10 protein-coding genes and 1 tRNA gene are annotated in these 17700 nt (G+C 58.8%); 5 read left to right on the top strand and 6 right to left on the bottom strand.

Annotated features, from left to right (window positions below):
- The first annotated feature begins 38 nt into the window (after positions 1–38).
- Entirely contained in the window at positions 39–302 is a 264-nt protein-coding gene (locus tag ACEG18_RS09560; RefSeq protein ID WP_368137007.1) for a hypothetical protein, read from the top strand.
- Positions 303–1384: 1082 nt separating this feature from the next.
- Here the strand turns inward: ACEG18_RS09560 and purB are convergent.
- Complete coding sequence (purB, locus tag ACEG18_RS09555) at positions 1385–2728, bottom strand: adenylosuccinate lyase (protein WP_372542557.1); 1344 nt, start codon at positions 2726–2728, stop codon at positions 1385–1387.
- Between the two features lie 556 nt (positions 2729–3284).
- A tRNA-Gly gene (locus tag ACEG18_RS09550) sits at positions 3285–3359 on the bottom strand.
- A gap of 296 nt (positions 3360–3655) precedes the next feature.
- Between ACEG18_RS09550 and ACEG18_RS09545 the strand changes: the two genes are divergently transcribed.
- Positions 3656–7087: a SpaA isopeptide-forming pilin-related protein gene (locus ACEG18_RS09545; protein ID WP_372542555.1), complete on the top strand. Its 3432-nt coding sequence runs from the start codon at positions 3656–3658 to the stop codon at positions 7085–7087.
- 65 nt (positions 7088–7152) lie between these two features.
- Here ACEG18_RS09545 and ACEG18_RS09540 read toward each other — a convergent pair whose 3' ends face one another.
- The gene (locus ACEG18_RS09540) at positions 7153–7371 is read right to left on the bottom strand and encodes a hypothetical protein (RefSeq protein ID WP_117803434.1); all 219 of its coding nucleotides are present in this window, start codon (positions 7369–7371) and stop codon (positions 7153–7155) included.
- A 22-nt stretch (positions 7372–7393) separates the two neighbouring features.
- Complete coding sequence (locus ACEG18_RS09535) at positions 7394–10531, bottom strand: hypothetical protein (RefSeq protein WP_372542553.1); 3138 nt, start codon at positions 10529–10531, stop codon at positions 7394–7396.
- Between the two features lie 198 nt (positions 10532–10729).
- Between ACEG18_RS09535 and ACEG18_RS09530 the strand changes: the two genes are divergently transcribed.
- Both ACEG18_RS09530 and ACEG18_RS09525 read left to right on the top strand, forming a co-directional pair.
- Positions 10730–11752, top strand: coding sequence for a helix-turn-helix transcriptional regulator (locus ACEG18_RS09530; protein WP_372542552.1), 1023 nt, complete (start codon positions 10730–10732; stop codon positions 11750–11752).
- Entirely contained in the window at positions 11739–12656 is a 918-nt protein-coding gene (locus ACEG18_RS09525; protein ID WP_372542550.1) for a helix-turn-helix transcriptional regulator, read from the top strand. Before ACEG18_RS09530 ends, ACEG18_RS09525 begins: the two co-directional genes overlap by 14 nt.
- Here the strand turns inward: ACEG18_RS09525 and ACEG18_RS09520 are convergent.
- The gene (locus ACEG18_RS09520; RefSeq protein ID WP_372542548.1) at positions 12653–15547 is read right to left on the bottom strand and encodes a helicase C-terminal domain-containing protein; all 2895 of its coding nucleotides are present in this window, start codon (positions 15545–15547) and stop codon (positions 12653–12655) included. The two genes, ACEG18_RS09525 and ACEG18_RS09520, sit on opposite strands and share 4 nt — an antisense overlap.
- Entirely contained in the window at positions 15541–16506 is a 966-nt protein-coding gene (locus tag ACEG18_RS09515; protein ID WP_372542546.1) for a D-alanine--D-alanine ligase family protein, read from the bottom strand. Before ACEG18_RS09515 ends, ACEG18_RS09520 begins: the two co-directional genes overlap by 7 nt.
- 85 nt (positions 16507–16591) lie before the next feature.
- On the opposite strand from ACEG18_RS09515, the gene rlmN reads away from it, so the two are divergent.
- A complete protein-coding gene (gene rlmN / locus ACEG18_RS09510; protein ID WP_372542544.1) occupies positions 16592–17644 on the top strand; it encodes a dual-specificity RNA methyltransferase RlmN in 1053 nt (350 codons plus the stop codon).
- The last annotated feature ends 56 nt before the right edge of the window (positions 17645–17700 follow it).

Below are 17700 nucleotides of genomic sequence, written 5' to 3'. Positions count from 1 at the left end.
ATCTCAAAGGGATGGTCATTGCCAAGGCCATCACGAGCATGAGCCTTAACGGTGCCAGGCTTTATTGCCTTAAACGAGTTTTCACCATCGATAAGCTCAACGACATCGTTGCTTTCCAGAGAATAGGTTACAGCGCCAAAGTCCGCACCCCAATGTGCGCGCTGGCATGCCTTCAGTACTTCATTTGGAGAAACGTTGAGAATGGCAGTCAGATAATAGCTGTCCCCAACCAGCATCTTTTGCTTTTTGTTCCCACGCTCATTGAATCCGGGCTCCTGATTCTCGGTTACAACATCACATAGCTTCTTCGTCTCAACTTCACCGTTGCAATAGTCGACAAGAACCTTGGCCTCTTTAGCATCTTTCGACAACGCCTCGAGTTGCAAAGAAGCGCTTAGCTCGGAAGTTCCATATGATGAATAATTCGAATTCACCCTTGCCTGGACTTTGGAATCCTTTGAGGGGTCTTCCTTAATAACAAAATATGTGGCCGCACGGCTCTCGTCCACGGGACGAACGTCAACTCTCCCCTCTAGTAATGCATAATGCGTGTTCCCGCATTTTTGCGGACAATCATCCGTGTAACCCAGCGTTGCGGTGTTTGTCGTCGCACCAGATTGGTCGTAAGAAACGAAACTGACCTTAATTGGATTGACTTTAGCCACACTTTTAATCTTAAGAGAACCGTTTAAACTCTCGTCGGTCTTGCTCTTCAGGGTTATAGTCGTTGTGCCAACTTTGGTGGGGCTAATTGTCAATACCCAACTATGTGACTCATAACTTACCTTAGCGATATCCTCGTCAGACGATGTGATATCGATATCGCTAGGGTCAATGTGCGCCCATTCGTGATTTTTATTAAAAAAGGAAAGCCTTCCTTTCACCGTCTGTCCAACAGCGACATCAAATTCTGACCACACATCGCCTGTAGACGAATCGTATGGGAGAAACGATGCACCCATGGAACCGTCCTGCGACTCCAGCATGACAGCATCCGCATGCGGGGCGGCCACCGTCAGCCCAAACGTTGCCGCCGTTAAAGCAACACAGATGCCTGCGGCCATCCTCCAAAGCCCTTTTCTCATTCCCCTAAGTCCAATCTCTCGTGAAAAAATGCAGCATTCTCCCACACATTAAAATTGGCTTAAGGATACCCCCCCCCCCGACTGAGACTGGCAAGCTAGTGTTTGTCGGAAGAGTCAAATTATCGGCAAGCGATGCTCCCGCATCATAAAATCGCCTGTTGAAGTGAAGCATTCCCGACACTCTCACGCAAAAGCCCCGTTGGCAAAACGGGTTACCAACGGGGCTTGGGCTAGAAAGTCATACATCAACTGGGACCAAAAGAAAACTAATTGGTTTGACTGCGTCCCAAATCGGTCAATTAGAACTCGAGCTGCTCCAGGCGATCGAAGACTGTGTCGATGCGGGTGAGGAAGTCCCATGGATCAAAGATCTCGTCGAGCTTCTCCTGGCTGACGGTGCAGCGCGGATCGGCCTCGAGACGCTCCTTAAAGGTGGGGCCGGAGACACAATCCTGCACCTCGTGCCAGGTGGCCATGGCGTTCTCCTGCACAATGGCGTACGCATCCTCGCGGGTGATACCCGTGTCGACGAGGGCAAGCAGGACCTTGGAGGAGAAGATGAGGCCGCGGGTCTTGTTGAGATTGGCCATCATGCGGGCCGGATACAGCTGTAGGCCGCCGATAACGCGAATGAGGCACTGGAACATATGGTCAAGCGCGATGAAGCTATCGGCCTGGGCGACACGCTCGGCGGAAGAGTGCGAAATGTCGCGCTCATGCCACAGGGCAACGTTGTCAAAGGCGACCTGAGCGTTGGACTTCACGACGCGCGACAGGCCGCAGACCTTCTCCATGGTGATAGGGTTGCGCTTGTGCGGCATGGCGGAGCTGCCCTTTTGGCCCTTGCGGAAGGGCTCCTCGGCCTCGAGCGTATCGGTCTTCTGCAGGTTGCGGACCTCGGTCGCGATGCGCTCGCAGGTGGCCGCTGTAGTGGCAAGCACGCCGGCAAGGTAGGCATGGTGATCGCGGCTGATGACCTGCGTGGACAGCGGATCGTGGACCAGGCCCAGGTGCTCACAGACGTACTCCTCGACGAACGGCTCGATGGAGCTGTAGGTGCCGACGGCACCGGAGATGGCACCGAAGGCAACGTTCTTGCGAGCGTCCTCAAGACGATCGAGATCGCGCTTGAGCTCCCACGCCCAAGAGCCAAACTTCATGCCGAAGGTCATCGGCTCGGCATGGATGCCATGGGTGCGGCCGGCGCAGAGTGTATTGCGCTCCTCGAAGGCGCGGCGCTTGCAGATCACGCCGAGCTTCTTGACGTCCTCGATAATCAGGTCACACGCCTGAGTAAGCTGATAGCACAGAGCAGTATCACCCAGGTCGGAGCTGGTCATACCGTAGTGAACCCAGCGACTAGGCTTGGGCTCGCCCTCGGGAACATCGGCGTCGATATATTCCTTCATGTTGGTCAGGAAGGCGATGACATCGTGGCGCGTGACCTCCTCGATCTCATCGACCTTTGCCTTCTCAAAGTTGGCGTGATCGCGGATCCACTGGGCCTCTTCTTTGGAAATACCGATCTTGCCGAGCTCCGCCTGAGCCTCGCAGGCCAGGACCTCAATCTCCTGCCAAATGGCGTACTTGTTCTCGAGGGAGAAGATGTGTCCCATCTCCGGGCGGGTATAGCGATCGATCATAGCGGCTCCTTTTTGGTTATTGGCACGTTGGTCGTAACCCAACCATTGTACCGTGCGCAGGTGCGAGTATGGGCAGCAGGCATTAACCTAACATTTTGTGGCATAGAGCGGGCATGAGGACGTCTGCGTATTTGCGAAGCAAATACGCACCGGCTGCGGCGACACACCCGGACCTACGCCCATGCGCGGGCAAAATGGGCTGAATCCGACGCTCCCGAGGTCTCCCGTGCTCGATGGAGCGGGCAACGGGACATCCGCGTATTTGCTTCGCAAATCCGCACCGGCTGCGGGCGATCCCCTCGGATTCACGAAGCCGCGGGGGGGACCTTGTTGAATCCGCCGTCCCCATGTCTTCCGTGCTCGGCGGAGCGGGCAACGGGACATCCGCGTATTTGCTTCGCAAATCCGCACCGGCTGCGGTCGCCTATCGGCGACCTTGCCTGCTCGCTATAAATGCTTCGCGTTTATTTAACGCTCGCACCCTGGCGGGTTCGAGTCCCGGCACTTTATTGAAAAAAGCACGGCACCGTGATGGTGCCGTGCTTGTGCTAATTACTGGAGCGGGCAACGGGACTCGAACCCGCGAATGTCAGCTTGGGAAGCTGATGCCTTACCACTTGGCGATGCCCGCTTGTGTGTTGGCTAGTATAACGCGGTTGTCTTGTTCGATACAAGGGTGTCGATGCTTGTTTTAGCTGTGGAGAATCGTTTGAAAACTGCGCCATTTGTGGAGATGAGGACCTTTGTCTTTCTTTTCTTCCATCTTCTACCTGCGCCTTTATCTGATTGTTGTATTTAAGCTCGATTTGTCAGAAATCGGGCAAGCTTTTGGTCAGCTTCTGGTACTTACCCGCATGAACCATGGCGGTAGCCTCATCCCAAGCGCCGCGGCCTCCCCGTGCGGCGCACGAGGGATAAGGAGCAGCCATGTCCAACGCACCCACGCACTCTGTCCACAGCGCAATCGCAACAGGTCCGCTGCTCCTGCTCCTCTTTTTTCTGATCGGCTGCCTGGCCCCAGGGTCCGCACTCGCCGTCGACGGGAGTGACGCCCTTAATTTCCGCACCATAAGCGACGGTTGCGGCCCCTTCGGTGTCGGTAAATACGAGGCACAGGACACTTCGATTTCGTACTGCATGAATCAAGACTGCCCCGGCCCCAGCAAGCCGGGAGGGCCATGGCGCACCTACAACCAGGGCTGGACATGGCTCGATGACGAATTTGCCGCCATCGTCTGTCACGGATACCCCTCCAGTACATCCTTTGGCGGCCACAATCTGTCGCCCGATCTCGCCCGTGCCGCCACCCAGATTGCCGTGTGGATGCTCAACGGAACCACGCGCCCCGACGGCACCTATTCGTATATAAATAGCAAGGGAGTTGCCAGAAGCGGTAGGTTTTACGAAAACGCCGAGGCCGTAGCGGCTGCACGCTGGCTCTACGAGAGCGCTAAGTCCGGATCCATTAAGGCAGCCCCACATCGAGCCAGGCGTTATCATGGCCCGGTCTCGGGCGAGGGTCGACACCAGGACATGCTCTATGTTCTGCCCGCTGTCTCCGTATCTTTCCAAAAACAATCGTCCCAGGCTGACATCACCGCCGGTAACGACACCTACAGACTCGGTGGTGCAACCTTCGATATCTTTGAAAGTGCGGGCGATGCACGTGTCGGCACTATCCAGATGGACGAAAACGGGCGTGCACAAGCAACACTTTTGCCCAATACGGCATATTACCTGGTCGAAACCAAAGCCCCGGCAGGCTATATCCCTCGAAGCGACCGAATAGCCTTCACCACACAAAACAGCGGCGAACATGTCACCGTCAACGAGCAGCCCGGCACCATCACCTTGCGTATTGCAAAAATTGATGCTGCCACGGATGCCGGCGCCCAAGTTGGGGCGTCGCTTGCGGGCGCTGAATTCACCTGCGTCTCGCAATCAACTCCCGGCTGGACTCGCACCCTTACGACCGACGAAAACGGACGGGCGATCCTCAATGACGTTCCTCTGGGCACCTTTACCATCCATGAATCGAAAGCACCCGAGGGCTACCTGATTTCAAACGACTGTTGGAGCTACACCGTCGGTGCCGAGCAACTCGGAGATACGGACATCGTTGAGCTCGAAAGCCGTATTCCTAACACCCCCATCGCCTTTGACCTCGAAATCTCGAAGTTTAAGGACAATGGCGATAACGATGAGTCCGGCCTTGAGCAGCCGGCGGGAGGCGTCGTCTTTGAAGTTGTCAGCAATAGCTCCCAACAAGTCGTCGGCACGTTAACCACAAACGTTTACGGCTTTGCCTCCACCAAAGACCAGCCCGAAGCATGGTTTGGCGCAGGCAAGCGACCCGCCAGCGCTCACGGTGCCATTCCCTACGACCGCGCGGGCTACACCGTTCGCGAGGTTGCAGAAACGGTCCCTGAAGGTTTTAAGCAAGCAGGGGAATGGACCATCACAGCAGAGCAGACCGCAGACGGCGCCGAGCTTCAGTACATCATTGACAACCACACCCTATCGACACACCTTCAAATCGTAAAGCGCGATGCCCAGACCGGCGGCACCGTACCACTTGCCGGCTTTACGTTCCAGCTGCTCGATAGCCACCACGAGCCCGTCTCGCAAACATGTTGGTATCCGGCCCACAATGTAATGAATACCTTCACAACCGATACAACCGGCGCCGTCACGCTGCCCGAATCACTTAATCCCGGAACATACTACGTGCACGAGACATCGGCCAAGGAACCGTATCTGCGCGGAGAAGACCTGGAGATAACGATTCCCGCCGACAGAAATCTGACACCGGTCGCCGTCGCCTCGTTCTATGGCGACGTCGCAACCGGAAGCATCGAAATCATTAAGACGGATGCTGTAGATGGGCGCACCCTCGCTGGAGCCACGTTTGACATCCGCGCTAGCGGCGACATCGTGCGAACCGACGACAGCATCGTCGCCCTGGATGGCGAAACCGTCGCCACCGTTACAACCGACGAACGGGGGTATGCGCGAGTCGACCATCTTTCGCTGGGATGCGGTACCGCCACCTACGAGGTCGTCGAGACACAAGCGCCCGAAGGCTATCTGCTCAACCCAACCCCACATACTGTGAAGTTGTCGTACGCTGACCAGCAAACGCCCGTGATCGAAATGCACCTTGACGTTTCCAACGACTACACCAAGATCGATGTCTCCAAAGTCGACGCATGCGGAGGCCAGAAAGTGACAGGCGCCGAGCTTGTCCTCTGCGACTCCAATGGCAACGAAATCGATTCTTGGACTTCATCCGGCAAACCGCATCACATTGAGCACCTTTCACCCGGCACCTACACCCTGCGCGAAACGATGTCTCCGCGTACCTACGACCTTGCCGAAGAGATAACGTTTGAAGTAAAGGCCACGGGAGAAGTTCAAACCATAGCCATGAAGGATACCCCCATCGAGATCAGGGGAAGCGTCGATAAGCGCCAAGAGATTGCACAGCCAGTCACAAGCAAACTCGTTGCCAACGGCGACGGAAAAAACCGAGCCAAAGCACGGGCCAATACGCAAGGCGCCTTCTCCTATACCATCGACGCCAAAAATGAGTCGAGCACCTGGGTCGACGAGTTGACCATCACCGACGACCTTGAGTGCGCCAAAGATGGCGCAGCGAAACTTGTTGCCGTTGAACCCCCTATTGCGGTCGGTGATCTAAACGGGCTGTGCAACGTGTGGTATCGAACGTCACCGGCAGGAACAAGCGATACGGAAAAGCAGGTCAATGCAACGCTTGACGACGGGCACAGCAATCCTTGGCTCGAAACGGAAGAGGTTACAAAGCTGCTGGGCGACGATGTGCGTCTCGTCGATTACGACGGGTGGCACCTATGGAAAGCGGATATCCCGACGGCAGAGTCCGTCACGCTCGATACGAAAGATATCGATCTTACAGACGACGCCGTCATCACGGGCATCCGTTTTGAATACGGTGCGGTAGCCGCCGACTTTACGACCAGAACCGAGGCGGGCTCTTGGACCCGGGATGACCTTAAAGACGAACACGACGATCTTGACGATGCCAAGGCGGCCCTTAACTCGGATGCCCGAGGCGCAATCGTGCATATGCAGGCAACGTCATCCTATACGCCCCAAACCGCACTTGCCAACAGTGCACGCGTCGATCTTTGCCGCAACGGCGGTGGCGATAAACTCGAGGCGCATGATGAGGACCGCGTCATCCAACGATGTGTCCTGCCTCAGAACCTGCCGACAACGGGATCTGTTCCCATCGCCGCATGTATCACCGCGCTCCTGACCTCAGGCACTGCAGTCATATGGTTCGCTCGCCTTAGATCAGCCACAAGGAAGCGCTAGCACGATGAAAAAGCGGGCGAGCCAGTCTCCCGGCTCGTCCGCTTTACGCATAAACGATGAATCGGCTATTCAGCAGATGACGAACCGCCATCGATGGCTGCCTGATCGGACTCGGAAATACCGTCGGCACCCAAACTTTGCTCTTGCTCCACCTCTTCGTTCATTGTTGTCTCGGGCGTCGAGCCCTTAACGCCAACGACATACGCGGCCCCAAAGCCCAATGCGATTGCGATCAGGGTCAAGATCAGATAGATGGGCCAATGGCGCTTGATGTACGAAAACACGCTGACTCCTTAGCGGATCTGTCTACGAACGACGAATGACCTCGGTCACGACCTCGGACACCGTAGCGATATTGGTCGGATTGACGTTGTACGGCAGGTCATCCTCGGTGCGAGCGCAGGCAAGGCGCGGGCCGTCCACACCGGCGATCGTAAGGGCGCGACGGCTCGCCTCGAGCGCTGCGGATGCATCGGTTTTTGCATAGGGCATCTCGAACGCACCGCAATCGACGTGGAACGACTTGCACACCTTGCTGACAAGATTCATGATGCGGCGATCGCCCTTAAACAGCTGCTGCTCGCCCTCGACCGTTACCACCGAAAGCCTGCCGGCACCGATAGACTCGAGGTTGATGAAGAACACACCGCGGAGCTTGTCACGATGCGAGGCCAAAAACGCCCTCATGCCGGCGCCGTCGCAATCGGACGCGCCCGTAGCGACGAACCAGATATCGTGACCGAGCAGCTCATCGTCACCCATGGAGGCAACGGCCGAGAGCATATCCTCGGCAGAAGCACCATCGGAGGAAGTGGCGCCGCCCTTCCAGCCGTCGTCGTCATCCTCAAAGTTATCCCACGAGCCAATGCCGCGGCCAGACTTCTTGGCATCGTAATCGTCCTCGACGCCCAGCCAGTCGCTCATGCTGTCCTGCTCGTTCTTCTTTTTGCGACCGAACAAGCCACCCAGGCCACGCTTCTGCGGCTTGGTGTCCGTCGAAACAGGAGCCGAGATGGTCTCGAGCGGTTGTGCGCCCGAGGAGATGGGCATGGGGGTCGCGACCGGTGCCGATGTGGGCTCGGGGCCCTGCGCCGTCGCAAAGGGATCATTTGTCTGCGCCGAAGGATCGGGAAGATCGAACAGCGACGTACGGGACGCGACGCTGGCCTGTTGCATCGAAGGCAGCGACGGATCGGGGACCGAGGCCAGCGGCGACGAAGAGGGCGCAGGCGCGGAGGCCGGATCGGGGATATTCATTTGCTGGCGAGGAGGCACCTGAGACGAAATCTGCGCCATGAGGGAGTCAACCGTCTCGTCCTGCGTGGGAGCGACATTGGCCACCGTCGCGCCGGGGTCGCTCGGCGCGGGCATGGTAAAGATCTGCGTAGAATAAGGCCTGGACTCATCCGTCTTGGGAGCCTCGTCAACCGCAGGGGGCTCCTGCTCCATCGCAGGAGCCTCGACCTGCTCGAGCGCGCCGGCCTCAACGGAATCGGCCTCGTCGACAACCGAATCATCGGCGGCGTCCTGGGCATCATCTGAGATGGGAAGGGGCTCGGCAATTGCGGTGCCCTGCTTCTCAAACGTCATCGTGGCATCAAATGACATGGTGCTATCGACCGGCTGCTGCGCATCAAAGGACGTCGTAGCCTCGGCAACGTCAGCGGATGTCGGCTGCGGAGCCTCAAAGGACGTCGTGGCGTCGGCGACATCGACAGGCTCCGGCTGCTCGGCCTCGCTCTGCTCGAACTCCTGTGCTGCACGCTCACGCTCGGCCTCGGCGGCCTGTTGCTGGGCGATGGCCTCCCGCTCGGCGGCCTCGCGGGCAGCGGCGCGCTTTTCCTCAAAGTCATCGACGAACTTCTTGCCCTTCGCAAAGGCACCCTTAAAGAAGCTAGAAGCGCTGGCACCAATCGAGGAGAACGCGGAAGCGATATCGGCATGGGGCGTTGTCGAGGGAATCTCGGCCGAGAAATCGGTGTCACTCTCATAGGACACGCGCTGCGGATACTCGTCATAGTCTTCGTCGGCGGTCTCGTCTTCAACCTGTGCCGGAGCGGCAGGCGCCAGAATATCCAGACCGGCCGCAGAATCGAGCGCGGGCTTTACGTCAGACTCCGCGGCAGCAACAGGGGCAGCGACCGGCTCGGCGGGAGCGGCAGCCGCATTGGCCGCGGGCGCAGGCTCCTGTGCAACGGGAGCAGGCTCCGGCTCAAACGTCGGCTCCTCGCCCTCTTCGTAATCGAGCGTGCAGGACTCGGGCAGCATGCCGAGCGCACGGATGACATCCGAACCAAAGCGGATATTGCCGGCGGCATTGCGATAGAGCTCGGGCTTGGGCTCGGCGACTTCGACCACCGTGGGCTCCTCCGCCGGCTCGGCGGTGGACTTTTCCTCGGTGGACACTTCGGCCTGGGCAGTCTGGTCTTGAGCCTCGGGCGCGATAACGCCAATCAGCGTCTCGTCGGCAGAGGCACCCTCAAAACCATCGATCTGTCCATCAAAAGCCTCTTCCTGCTCGGGTACATCGTCAGGCGCCACCGGCTGGCCAAACTCGTCCTCGTCGTAGGAAGGCTCCTCATATTCAATGGTGTTGCCGTAGTCGTTTTGCTGCTGGGCCGCGGCATACTCGGCCGCCGCGCGCGCCATCTCCTCGGCGCGACGCTTCTGCTCGCCAAAATAGGTATCGAATGGAATGTCGTCGGGGAACTCGTTTTCGTCCTGATAGGGGGCAACGTTGTCCATGACACCGAGCATGGCGGCAACAGAGGACTTGTTGCACACTGCGCCAGACGTGTAGGGAAGCACAAAACGGTTGGAGATGATATTGGCGGCGTTAGCCAGTGCCACAAGGGAGGCCAGAATCGCGACAACCCACAGCAGCACCTTGAGCACGCCGGGAAGCGGCAGGATACGCAGGATGGCGACAGCCGCGGGTGCGATCGTGGCGACAGGCAGGAGCTTGGCGATAAGCGCGCGATACGGAGCGTAGGGCTCGCGAGCAAGGAGCTCGGCGCGGGGAGAATCATAGTGCGCCACCACGACGACCGGGCGGTTGCGCGGAGACGCAAGCGGGCCCGAGGCCTTGTGATAGGCGATGACATTTTGGCTCACACCGGTCTTCCCCAGGCGCGAAACCACGGGATGCCCCGTGCGCTCGAGCACATAGAGCACGGCACCGACAATGGCCAGCAAGGTGCCGACCAAGCCGATACCGCCGCCGATGCCCATCAGCAGGGCGCCGGCAAACGCCAGAATACCGGTAACGGCAAACGCCAGCCTGCTGGGCGCGGGAGCATTAAATTCCTGCACCTCGGGGTCAAAGCCGTGGTTGCGGAAAATCTGAGCGATATCCTCGGCAGCCAGGCGCTCTTCTTCACTGCACGCCGGCGTTATGCCGGTGTTCTGCAGCAGGTGGTTAATATAGTTCTGGGTGTTCGCCATGTGCGCTCCACATCCATAATCCGACAAATAGGCCCAATGCATGCACATTAGAACCGTATATAGTCGAAAGTATACCCCGAGCGAGCGTAAACGACCGAATTCGGGCCATCTTAACGCCGCGAGCGGACAAGGATATAGCCTAATCTCCATATCGGACTAAAATCATGGCATCAAACGACCTTCTCATGCGAGGATTCTATGACGGCAAGCGACGCGACCGCGACAATTAAAAAGGGGGCGCCCGAGCCCGGTTTCGATAAAACGGCTCAGCGCATCCTCAACCTTTTCTTTGTACTCAACAGTTCTCCCGAACCGCTGACGACCGAGCAAATCGTCCTGGATTCCGATTTGGGATACGGCTCGGGCAATATCGACTCAGACAAGCGCAAGTTCCGCCGCGATCGCGACAAGCTGCTCGAACGCGGCATCGTTATCAGGGAGGTTCGTGCTGCCGGAGCGCAGGAAACCGAGGAGAGCGCGTGGACGATCGACCGCGAGCACACGTTTGCCGCGGGTGGCCTCATCACCGCAGACGACGCCGACATCCTGCTCGATGCCATCGACCAGACACTCGCGGCAGGCTCATCCGCCTTTGCCGCGCCGCTTGCCGACATTCGCTCCAAGATTGCCTACCTCACCGGCCTGTCGACGATAGGAGAGGCACCGATCCGCCGCTCTCCCGCCGTCGATGCGGTATGGAGCGCCTTTGCCGAGCGTTGCGCGCTGCGCTTTTTGTACCAAAACGGACGCGGTGAACAACGCGAGCGGACCGTTTGCGTCTACGGCATGTTCGAGCGCGAGGGTACGGCATACTTCTGCGGCCTCGACAATGCCACCGGCAATATCAGAACATTCCGCTGCGACCGCATCATTCGCGCCTGGAGGCCTTCGAAAGCCTACGCCATTCCTGCGGATTTCAACCTCAACGATTACTTATTCTTTGAGTTCGATTTTGCCGACCGCCCACCCGTTGCGGCTACGTTCTCGTTCGCGCGTGAAGCGCAGGCCGATATGATCAACGGTCTCACACGCGGACGAGGCGAACTCATGCGCACCGAAACGGAGTGGACCTGGACCGTTGACGTGCGCGACTTTGAAGCCGCAGCCTCGTTTTGCATGGCCCATGCCATGGATGGCATGAGGCCCGTCGCCCCCGATTCTCTCAAGCAGGCGTGGAATCACCTCATCGAAAGGACGGTGCACGAGCATGCCCGTGCGTAAACTCACCAGCGAGCAAAGACTCTCGCGCGCCATCGACATCATGGAGGCCCTCTACGCTGCCGGCGAGAACGGCATGACACGAGACGAGCTTTGCAGCCGCTTTGATATCACGGGGGCATCGCTCGACGAGATTCTCGAGATCGTCTCAACACTTGCGGACCGAGAATCGGGTGCACGTATTATCTGCGAACGCCGCGGCGAGTGCGTGGTCCTCACCGGTGATGCGGGGCGCGTGCTACCGCTGCGTCTGAGTGCCGCCGAGGGCGCTGTGCTCAACCATGAACTTGAATCATTGGGGATCGAACCCCAAGCGGCGGCTCGAATACGGCGCGCCCTTCTTCCCAAAGAGCTCGGATACAACCAGCGCGTCTTTGGCACCGTCGCCCACGGATCGCACTGGCAGCAGCTGAGCTGCGCCATTCGGGACGGCGTTCGCTGCCGCATCTCGTATCGCTCGATGGATGACACGCAGGCGCGCGAGCGTTTGGTCGACCCCTTGCGCATCACAACAAACGGCGACCAAACGTATCTGATTGCCTGGGATGTCGCGGTCGACGAGCAGCGTACCTATCGTATGGATAAAATCGAGGGCCTGGTCTTGACCGACGACTCCGTCGTGCGCCACGCACCGGAGCCCGCGACCCTCCACGAGTCCCTCGCCCAGGCGGAGCAGAGCGCGAAGCTTCTCATGCCGCGCGCCTTGGCAGAGCGCCTAGACTGGCCCGGCATCATGTCGATTGAACCCAATGGGGCGGACAGCTCAACAGTGAATGTACGCTACGGCTCCGAGCGCTGGCTGTTAAGCCAGGTAATCGCAGCGGGCGGGGCCATCCGCATCTTGGATGACCCCGCCCTGTCAGGGCGTCTGTGCGATATGGCAAAATCACTCGTCTGTCCGCTTTAGCGACGCCGCTCGTGGCGTGCACGCCACAGCTGTAGATAGTGCCCGATTTGTGCCGATTCGATGCGCTGGTAGGAACTCGTGGGCAGTGACGTTAAGAATTTCTTGCCGTAACCCTTCGTCACCAGGCGCGGGTCGGCCAAGATGAGTACGCCGCAATCGGTCGATGAGCGAATGAGGCGACCGGCTGCCTGCTTGACCTCGAGCACGGCCTCGGGCAGCGAATAGCGCGCCCAAGCGCGGTCTTCGCGCAGATTGCGCTCGCATGAGAGCGGGTCTGTGGGGCTCGAGAACGGCAGCTTGGGAATGATGACGCAGCGCAGCGTCTCGCCGCTGGCGTCAAACCCTTCCCAAAAGGCCTTAAGCGCAAAGAGCGACGAGGTCGGTTCGTTGATAAAGCGATCGCGCAGGCGGCGAGGAGACGAGTTGCGCTGCTGGCAGTTGAGTTCCAGGCCCGCACGAGCCATCTTGGGCTCGACGCGATCGTACAGCTCCTCCATGTCACGCCTGTTGGTGAACAGCGTGAGCACCGAGCCGCCCATGGCAAGATGAGCGTCGACCAGCACGCGCTCGAGCGCCGAAAGATAGCCTTCACGGTCGCGCGGATCGGGAATATCCCCAGCCACGACCACGGCCATATTCGAATCGAAGTCGTAGCTCGAATCCAAGTGCAGCGACGATGATGTCGAGGCACCGATGCGATCGAGCCCGACGGCGTGGTTAAAGTGCTCAAAGCTCTTGGAAACCGTCATGGTCGCCGATGCAAAGATAGCCGTGTGAACCTCGGGCAGCCACTCGGTTGCCAAGGCCTCGCCAATATCGATGCGCTCCGCGGTCATCGACTCGCCGCCGGCGCGCAATCTGCGATTGACTTGCAACGAGTACACGTAGTGTTCGTCGGTACCGTCAATGATGAGTTTGAGGTTCTCGGCAAGCTCATGCAGGCGGCGCGAGATATCACCCAGGTCGACAACGACCTCGGGCTTGTCGGCGGCAACGGCTTGTACCAGCGCGTCGACGCTCTTGTCAGCTTGTTCCAATGCGTCGATGGCAGTGTAGGCCGACTGTAAGAAATCATGCCAGTCGTCAGATTCGCGCAGCTCGGGGCCAATCCATAGGTTCGCATTGTCATAGCCCCCGCGGGCACGGCGGCCAAGCTCGCGAACGCCGTCAAACACATCGGCAATCGCCATGCTCGCACGTACAACTGTCGACGTCGCCTTGGCGGTAAGACCCAGGTAGAGCGTAGAGCCCTCCGAGGTTGCCAAATCGCGGGAAACCTGACTCAGCGCACCGGTGCTCGAACCACCCAGGCGCTCAAACAGAACGCGCGATTCATCCGCCGACACCACGCGCGCCCATTGACGGCGCGCCTCGCGCTCGATGGAGTGGGCCTCATCGATTACCCAGTGACGAATCGGAGGCAAGATTCTGCCCTCGGCCGCAACATTGCGGAACAACAGGGAATGGTTGGTGACCACCACATCGGCATGCGCCGCGCGACGACGGGCGCCGTGAACTAGGCATTTATCGGGGAAAAACGGGCAGAGGCGACGGGCGCACTCACGCGACGCCGTCGTAAAGTCGGGACGGTTGACGCTGCGCCAGCGAATGCCGAGCGAGTCGAGGTCGCCATCGGCCGACTGACACACGTACGCCATGATGACCGCGACTGCCGTAAGCGTGTCGGCAGGATCACGCTTAGTCGTAATTTCGACTTGGCCGCGGCTCATGCGCTCAAGCTTGCGCAAGCACGGATAGCGGTCATAGCCCTTGAGGGCGCAAAACGATAGACCTCCGTCCAGCTGCTCGGCAAGTTTGGGCAGCTCGTGATACATGAGCTGGTCGGCAAGATTATTCGATTTAGTCGCGATACCTACCGTGATGTTGTTGCGGCGTGCGGCCTCGGCAAACGGCACCAGATAGGCCATCGATTTGCCGACGCCCGTCCCCGCCTCAATCACGCGATGCGTTCCCGTAACGAGCGCGTCGCGGACCTCGAGCGCCATCGCGATCTGCTCATCGCGCGGCTCGTACGTGGTATACATGCGATTAACCAGGCCGCCCGGGGCATAGTCCGCCTCGATTTCCTCGCGGCTCGGCATCTTAAGGACCGGTAGCTCGTCCGCATCAACGCGATCATCGGCCCGATCGGCCTTGAGCACGTCGGCGCGGGCGGCGCTGAGAGAGAAGATGGAACCGGGGTTCTGTCCCGCCAAGAAGGAGAAGATGGGACGATAGGACCAGGGTACGTCGGGGTGCATGTCGGCCAGGCGCGCCATCAAGCCCTGAGGCAAGTCGGTGAGCGCCACGAGCAACACGCGCCACACACCACACAAGGCGTCGACATCGGCGTTGGCGCGGTGCGACACCGAGTCGCAGCCAAACAGGTCGGCCATGAAAGACAGCTTATGCGAGGCCAGGCGCGGAAGCGCGATGCGCGACAGTGCCAGCGAATCGATCCAGATGTCACTGACGTTGACGCCGCCCTTGACCGACTCGATAAACGAACGGTCGAAGGTGGCGTTATGCGCGATGACCGGGCAGCCGCCGACAAAATCGGCGAGAGCGGCGACAGCCTCAACGGCCGACGGGGCATCTGCCACATCGGCGTTTGTAATGCTCGTGAGCTCGGTAATCTCGGCGGGAATCAGCTGCTTGGGATGCACGAAGGTATCGAAGCGATCGACAACCTCGCGGCCCGAAAGGCGAGCCGCCGATATCTCGATAAGCTCGTTGTCCTGCACCGAAAGACCCGTGGTCTCGGTATCGAGGACGATAACATCTTCTTCGATGAGACCAAACGCTTGGGTTTTGGCGCGCTCGGCAAGCGTGGCATAAGAATCGATGACAAACTGCGGCGTTCCCGACGAAACAGCGTCCTCGATTAGCATGCAACGCCCGCTCGACGAAGCCCCATGCGAATCAGACTGTCACAGACCTGCGGGAACGTCATGTCATCGGTGTGGCGAATCTCATCCGGATACAGCGACGTATCGGTCATGCCGGGAATCGTGTTGGTTTCGAGGATAACGGGGCCGTCCTCGCTCACGATAAAGTCGCTGCGCGAGATACCCAGGCAGCCGAGTGCCCTATGGGCAGCACAAGCAAGCTCCTGGGCACGAGCGTAGTTCTCGGGCGAAATCTGTGCCGGAATGCGATGGATGTCCGTAGGATCGACATACTTCACGTCCAGATCGTAGAACTCGCAGTCCTCGGGCTTACGGATCTCGACAATCGGCAGGGCGCGCACGTCATCCTCGCCGTATACGCCGACGGTGATCTCGGTACCCTCGATGCACTTCTCGACCAGTACTTTGTCGCCAAACTCAAACGCCTTGGCGATGGCCGCGGGCAGCTCGGAGGGCTCGTGGACCAGGGAGATGCCATAGCTGGAGCCGTTAACGGCCGGCTTCACAAAGCAGCGCTCGCCACAAACCTCGACAATGTGATCGATATCGACTTCATCGCCCACTTCGAGCGCAAGGCCGGGGGCAATGGGAATGCCCGCCTTGGCGTACAGGAGCTTAGAGACCTCCTTGTCGGCACCGCAGGCGCTCGCGAGCACGCCCGAGGCCGTGTAGGGGATACCCAGGGTCTCCATGGCACCCTGCATGGCACCATCCTCACCGCCGGCGCCGTGCATGGCGATAAATGCCACGTCGAAACCACCGCTCGCCATGGTTACCATAAAATTATCGGCAGCCGTGTCGAGCAGCTTCACCGAAGTGTAGCCGGCCTCCTTCAGGGCCGCCACGACGTTCTTTCCCGAATTGAGCGAGATCTCGCGCTCAGCGGAATGACCGCCCGCCAAGACCGCTACGTGCATGTTCTCTAGGCTTTTACCCGGCATGGGCAGACTCCTCCTCTATAATTTCTGCAGCTGATACCATATTGTAGCGATACCCTCTACGTTTCCCCAAAATCGAAAGGCTTCCATGAATCCCAGGACTAAATCTCAGGACATTCGCAACTTGAGCCAAAACGATATTCGCGAGCTCGTGGCAGAACTCGGCCAGCCCGCTTTCCGCGCGAAGCAGCTCATCGAATGGGTCTTTGAGAAGAACGTTTGTTCGTTTGATGATATGACTAACCTTCCCAAGGCTTTCCGCGAGCAGCTTAAAGAGGCTTTTGCCTTTGACACGCCGACCGAGCTCACCAAGCAGGTTTCCAAAGATGGCTCTCGCAAGTATCTGCTCGAGTACCACGACGGCATTTCCGTCGAGACTGTCGGTATGCCCCGTCGTAACAAGCTTTCCGTCTGCGTTTCCACCCAGGCAGGCTGTGGCATGGGCTGTGCCTTTTGCGCCACCGGCCTTAACGGCCTCAAGCGCTCGCTGACAGCTCAGGAGATCGTCGACCAGGTGCTTCATGTATCCAACGACTTTGGCGAGCGTGCCACGAGCGTTGTCTTCATGGGCCAGGGCGAGCCGTTTGCCAACTACGACGAGGTTCTCAAGGCGTTGCGAATCCTCAACGACCCCGATGGCATCGGTATCGGCGCCCGTCACCTCACCGTCTCTACCAGCGGCGTTATTCCCGGTATTCGCAAATTTGCCGATATCCCCGAGCAGTTCACACTTGCCGTTTCTCTGCATTCCGCCATCCAGTCGACGCGCAATAAGCTCATGCCCGGTGTTAAGAAATACACGCTGCTCCGCCTGCACGAGGCGCTTCAGCTCTACACCGAGAAGACTGGCCGCCGCCCGACCTATGAGTACGCCATGATCGAAGGCGTCAACGATACGAATCCCGAGATGCAGGCACTCTGCGACTTCTGCGAGGGAACGCTGTGCCACGTTAACCTGATTCAGCTTAACGACATCGAGGGCAGCCCGCTCAAGCCGTCTCCAATTCATAAGGTTGAGGATCTTCAGCGCCGCCTTGAGTCTCGTGGCATCGAGACCACGATCCGTAACTCCCGTGGTAACGATATTGACGCTGCTTGCGGGCAGCTGAAGCAGCGCTTCAAAGTTCAGAAGAACGCATAGGGGAGTCGCACCCCAAAACGTTTCATGTGAAACATCGAACGGCCCCGGTTGCAGGA

The sequence above is a fragment of the Collinsella aerofaciens genome, from assembly GCF_041537385.1.
In the GTDB taxonomy this organism is placed as follows: Bacteria; Actinomycetota; Coriobacteriia; order Coriobacteriales; family Coriobacteriaceae; genus Collinsella; species Collinsella aerofaciens_BV.
This window is presented reverse-complemented; position numbering and strand designations above follow the sequence as displayed.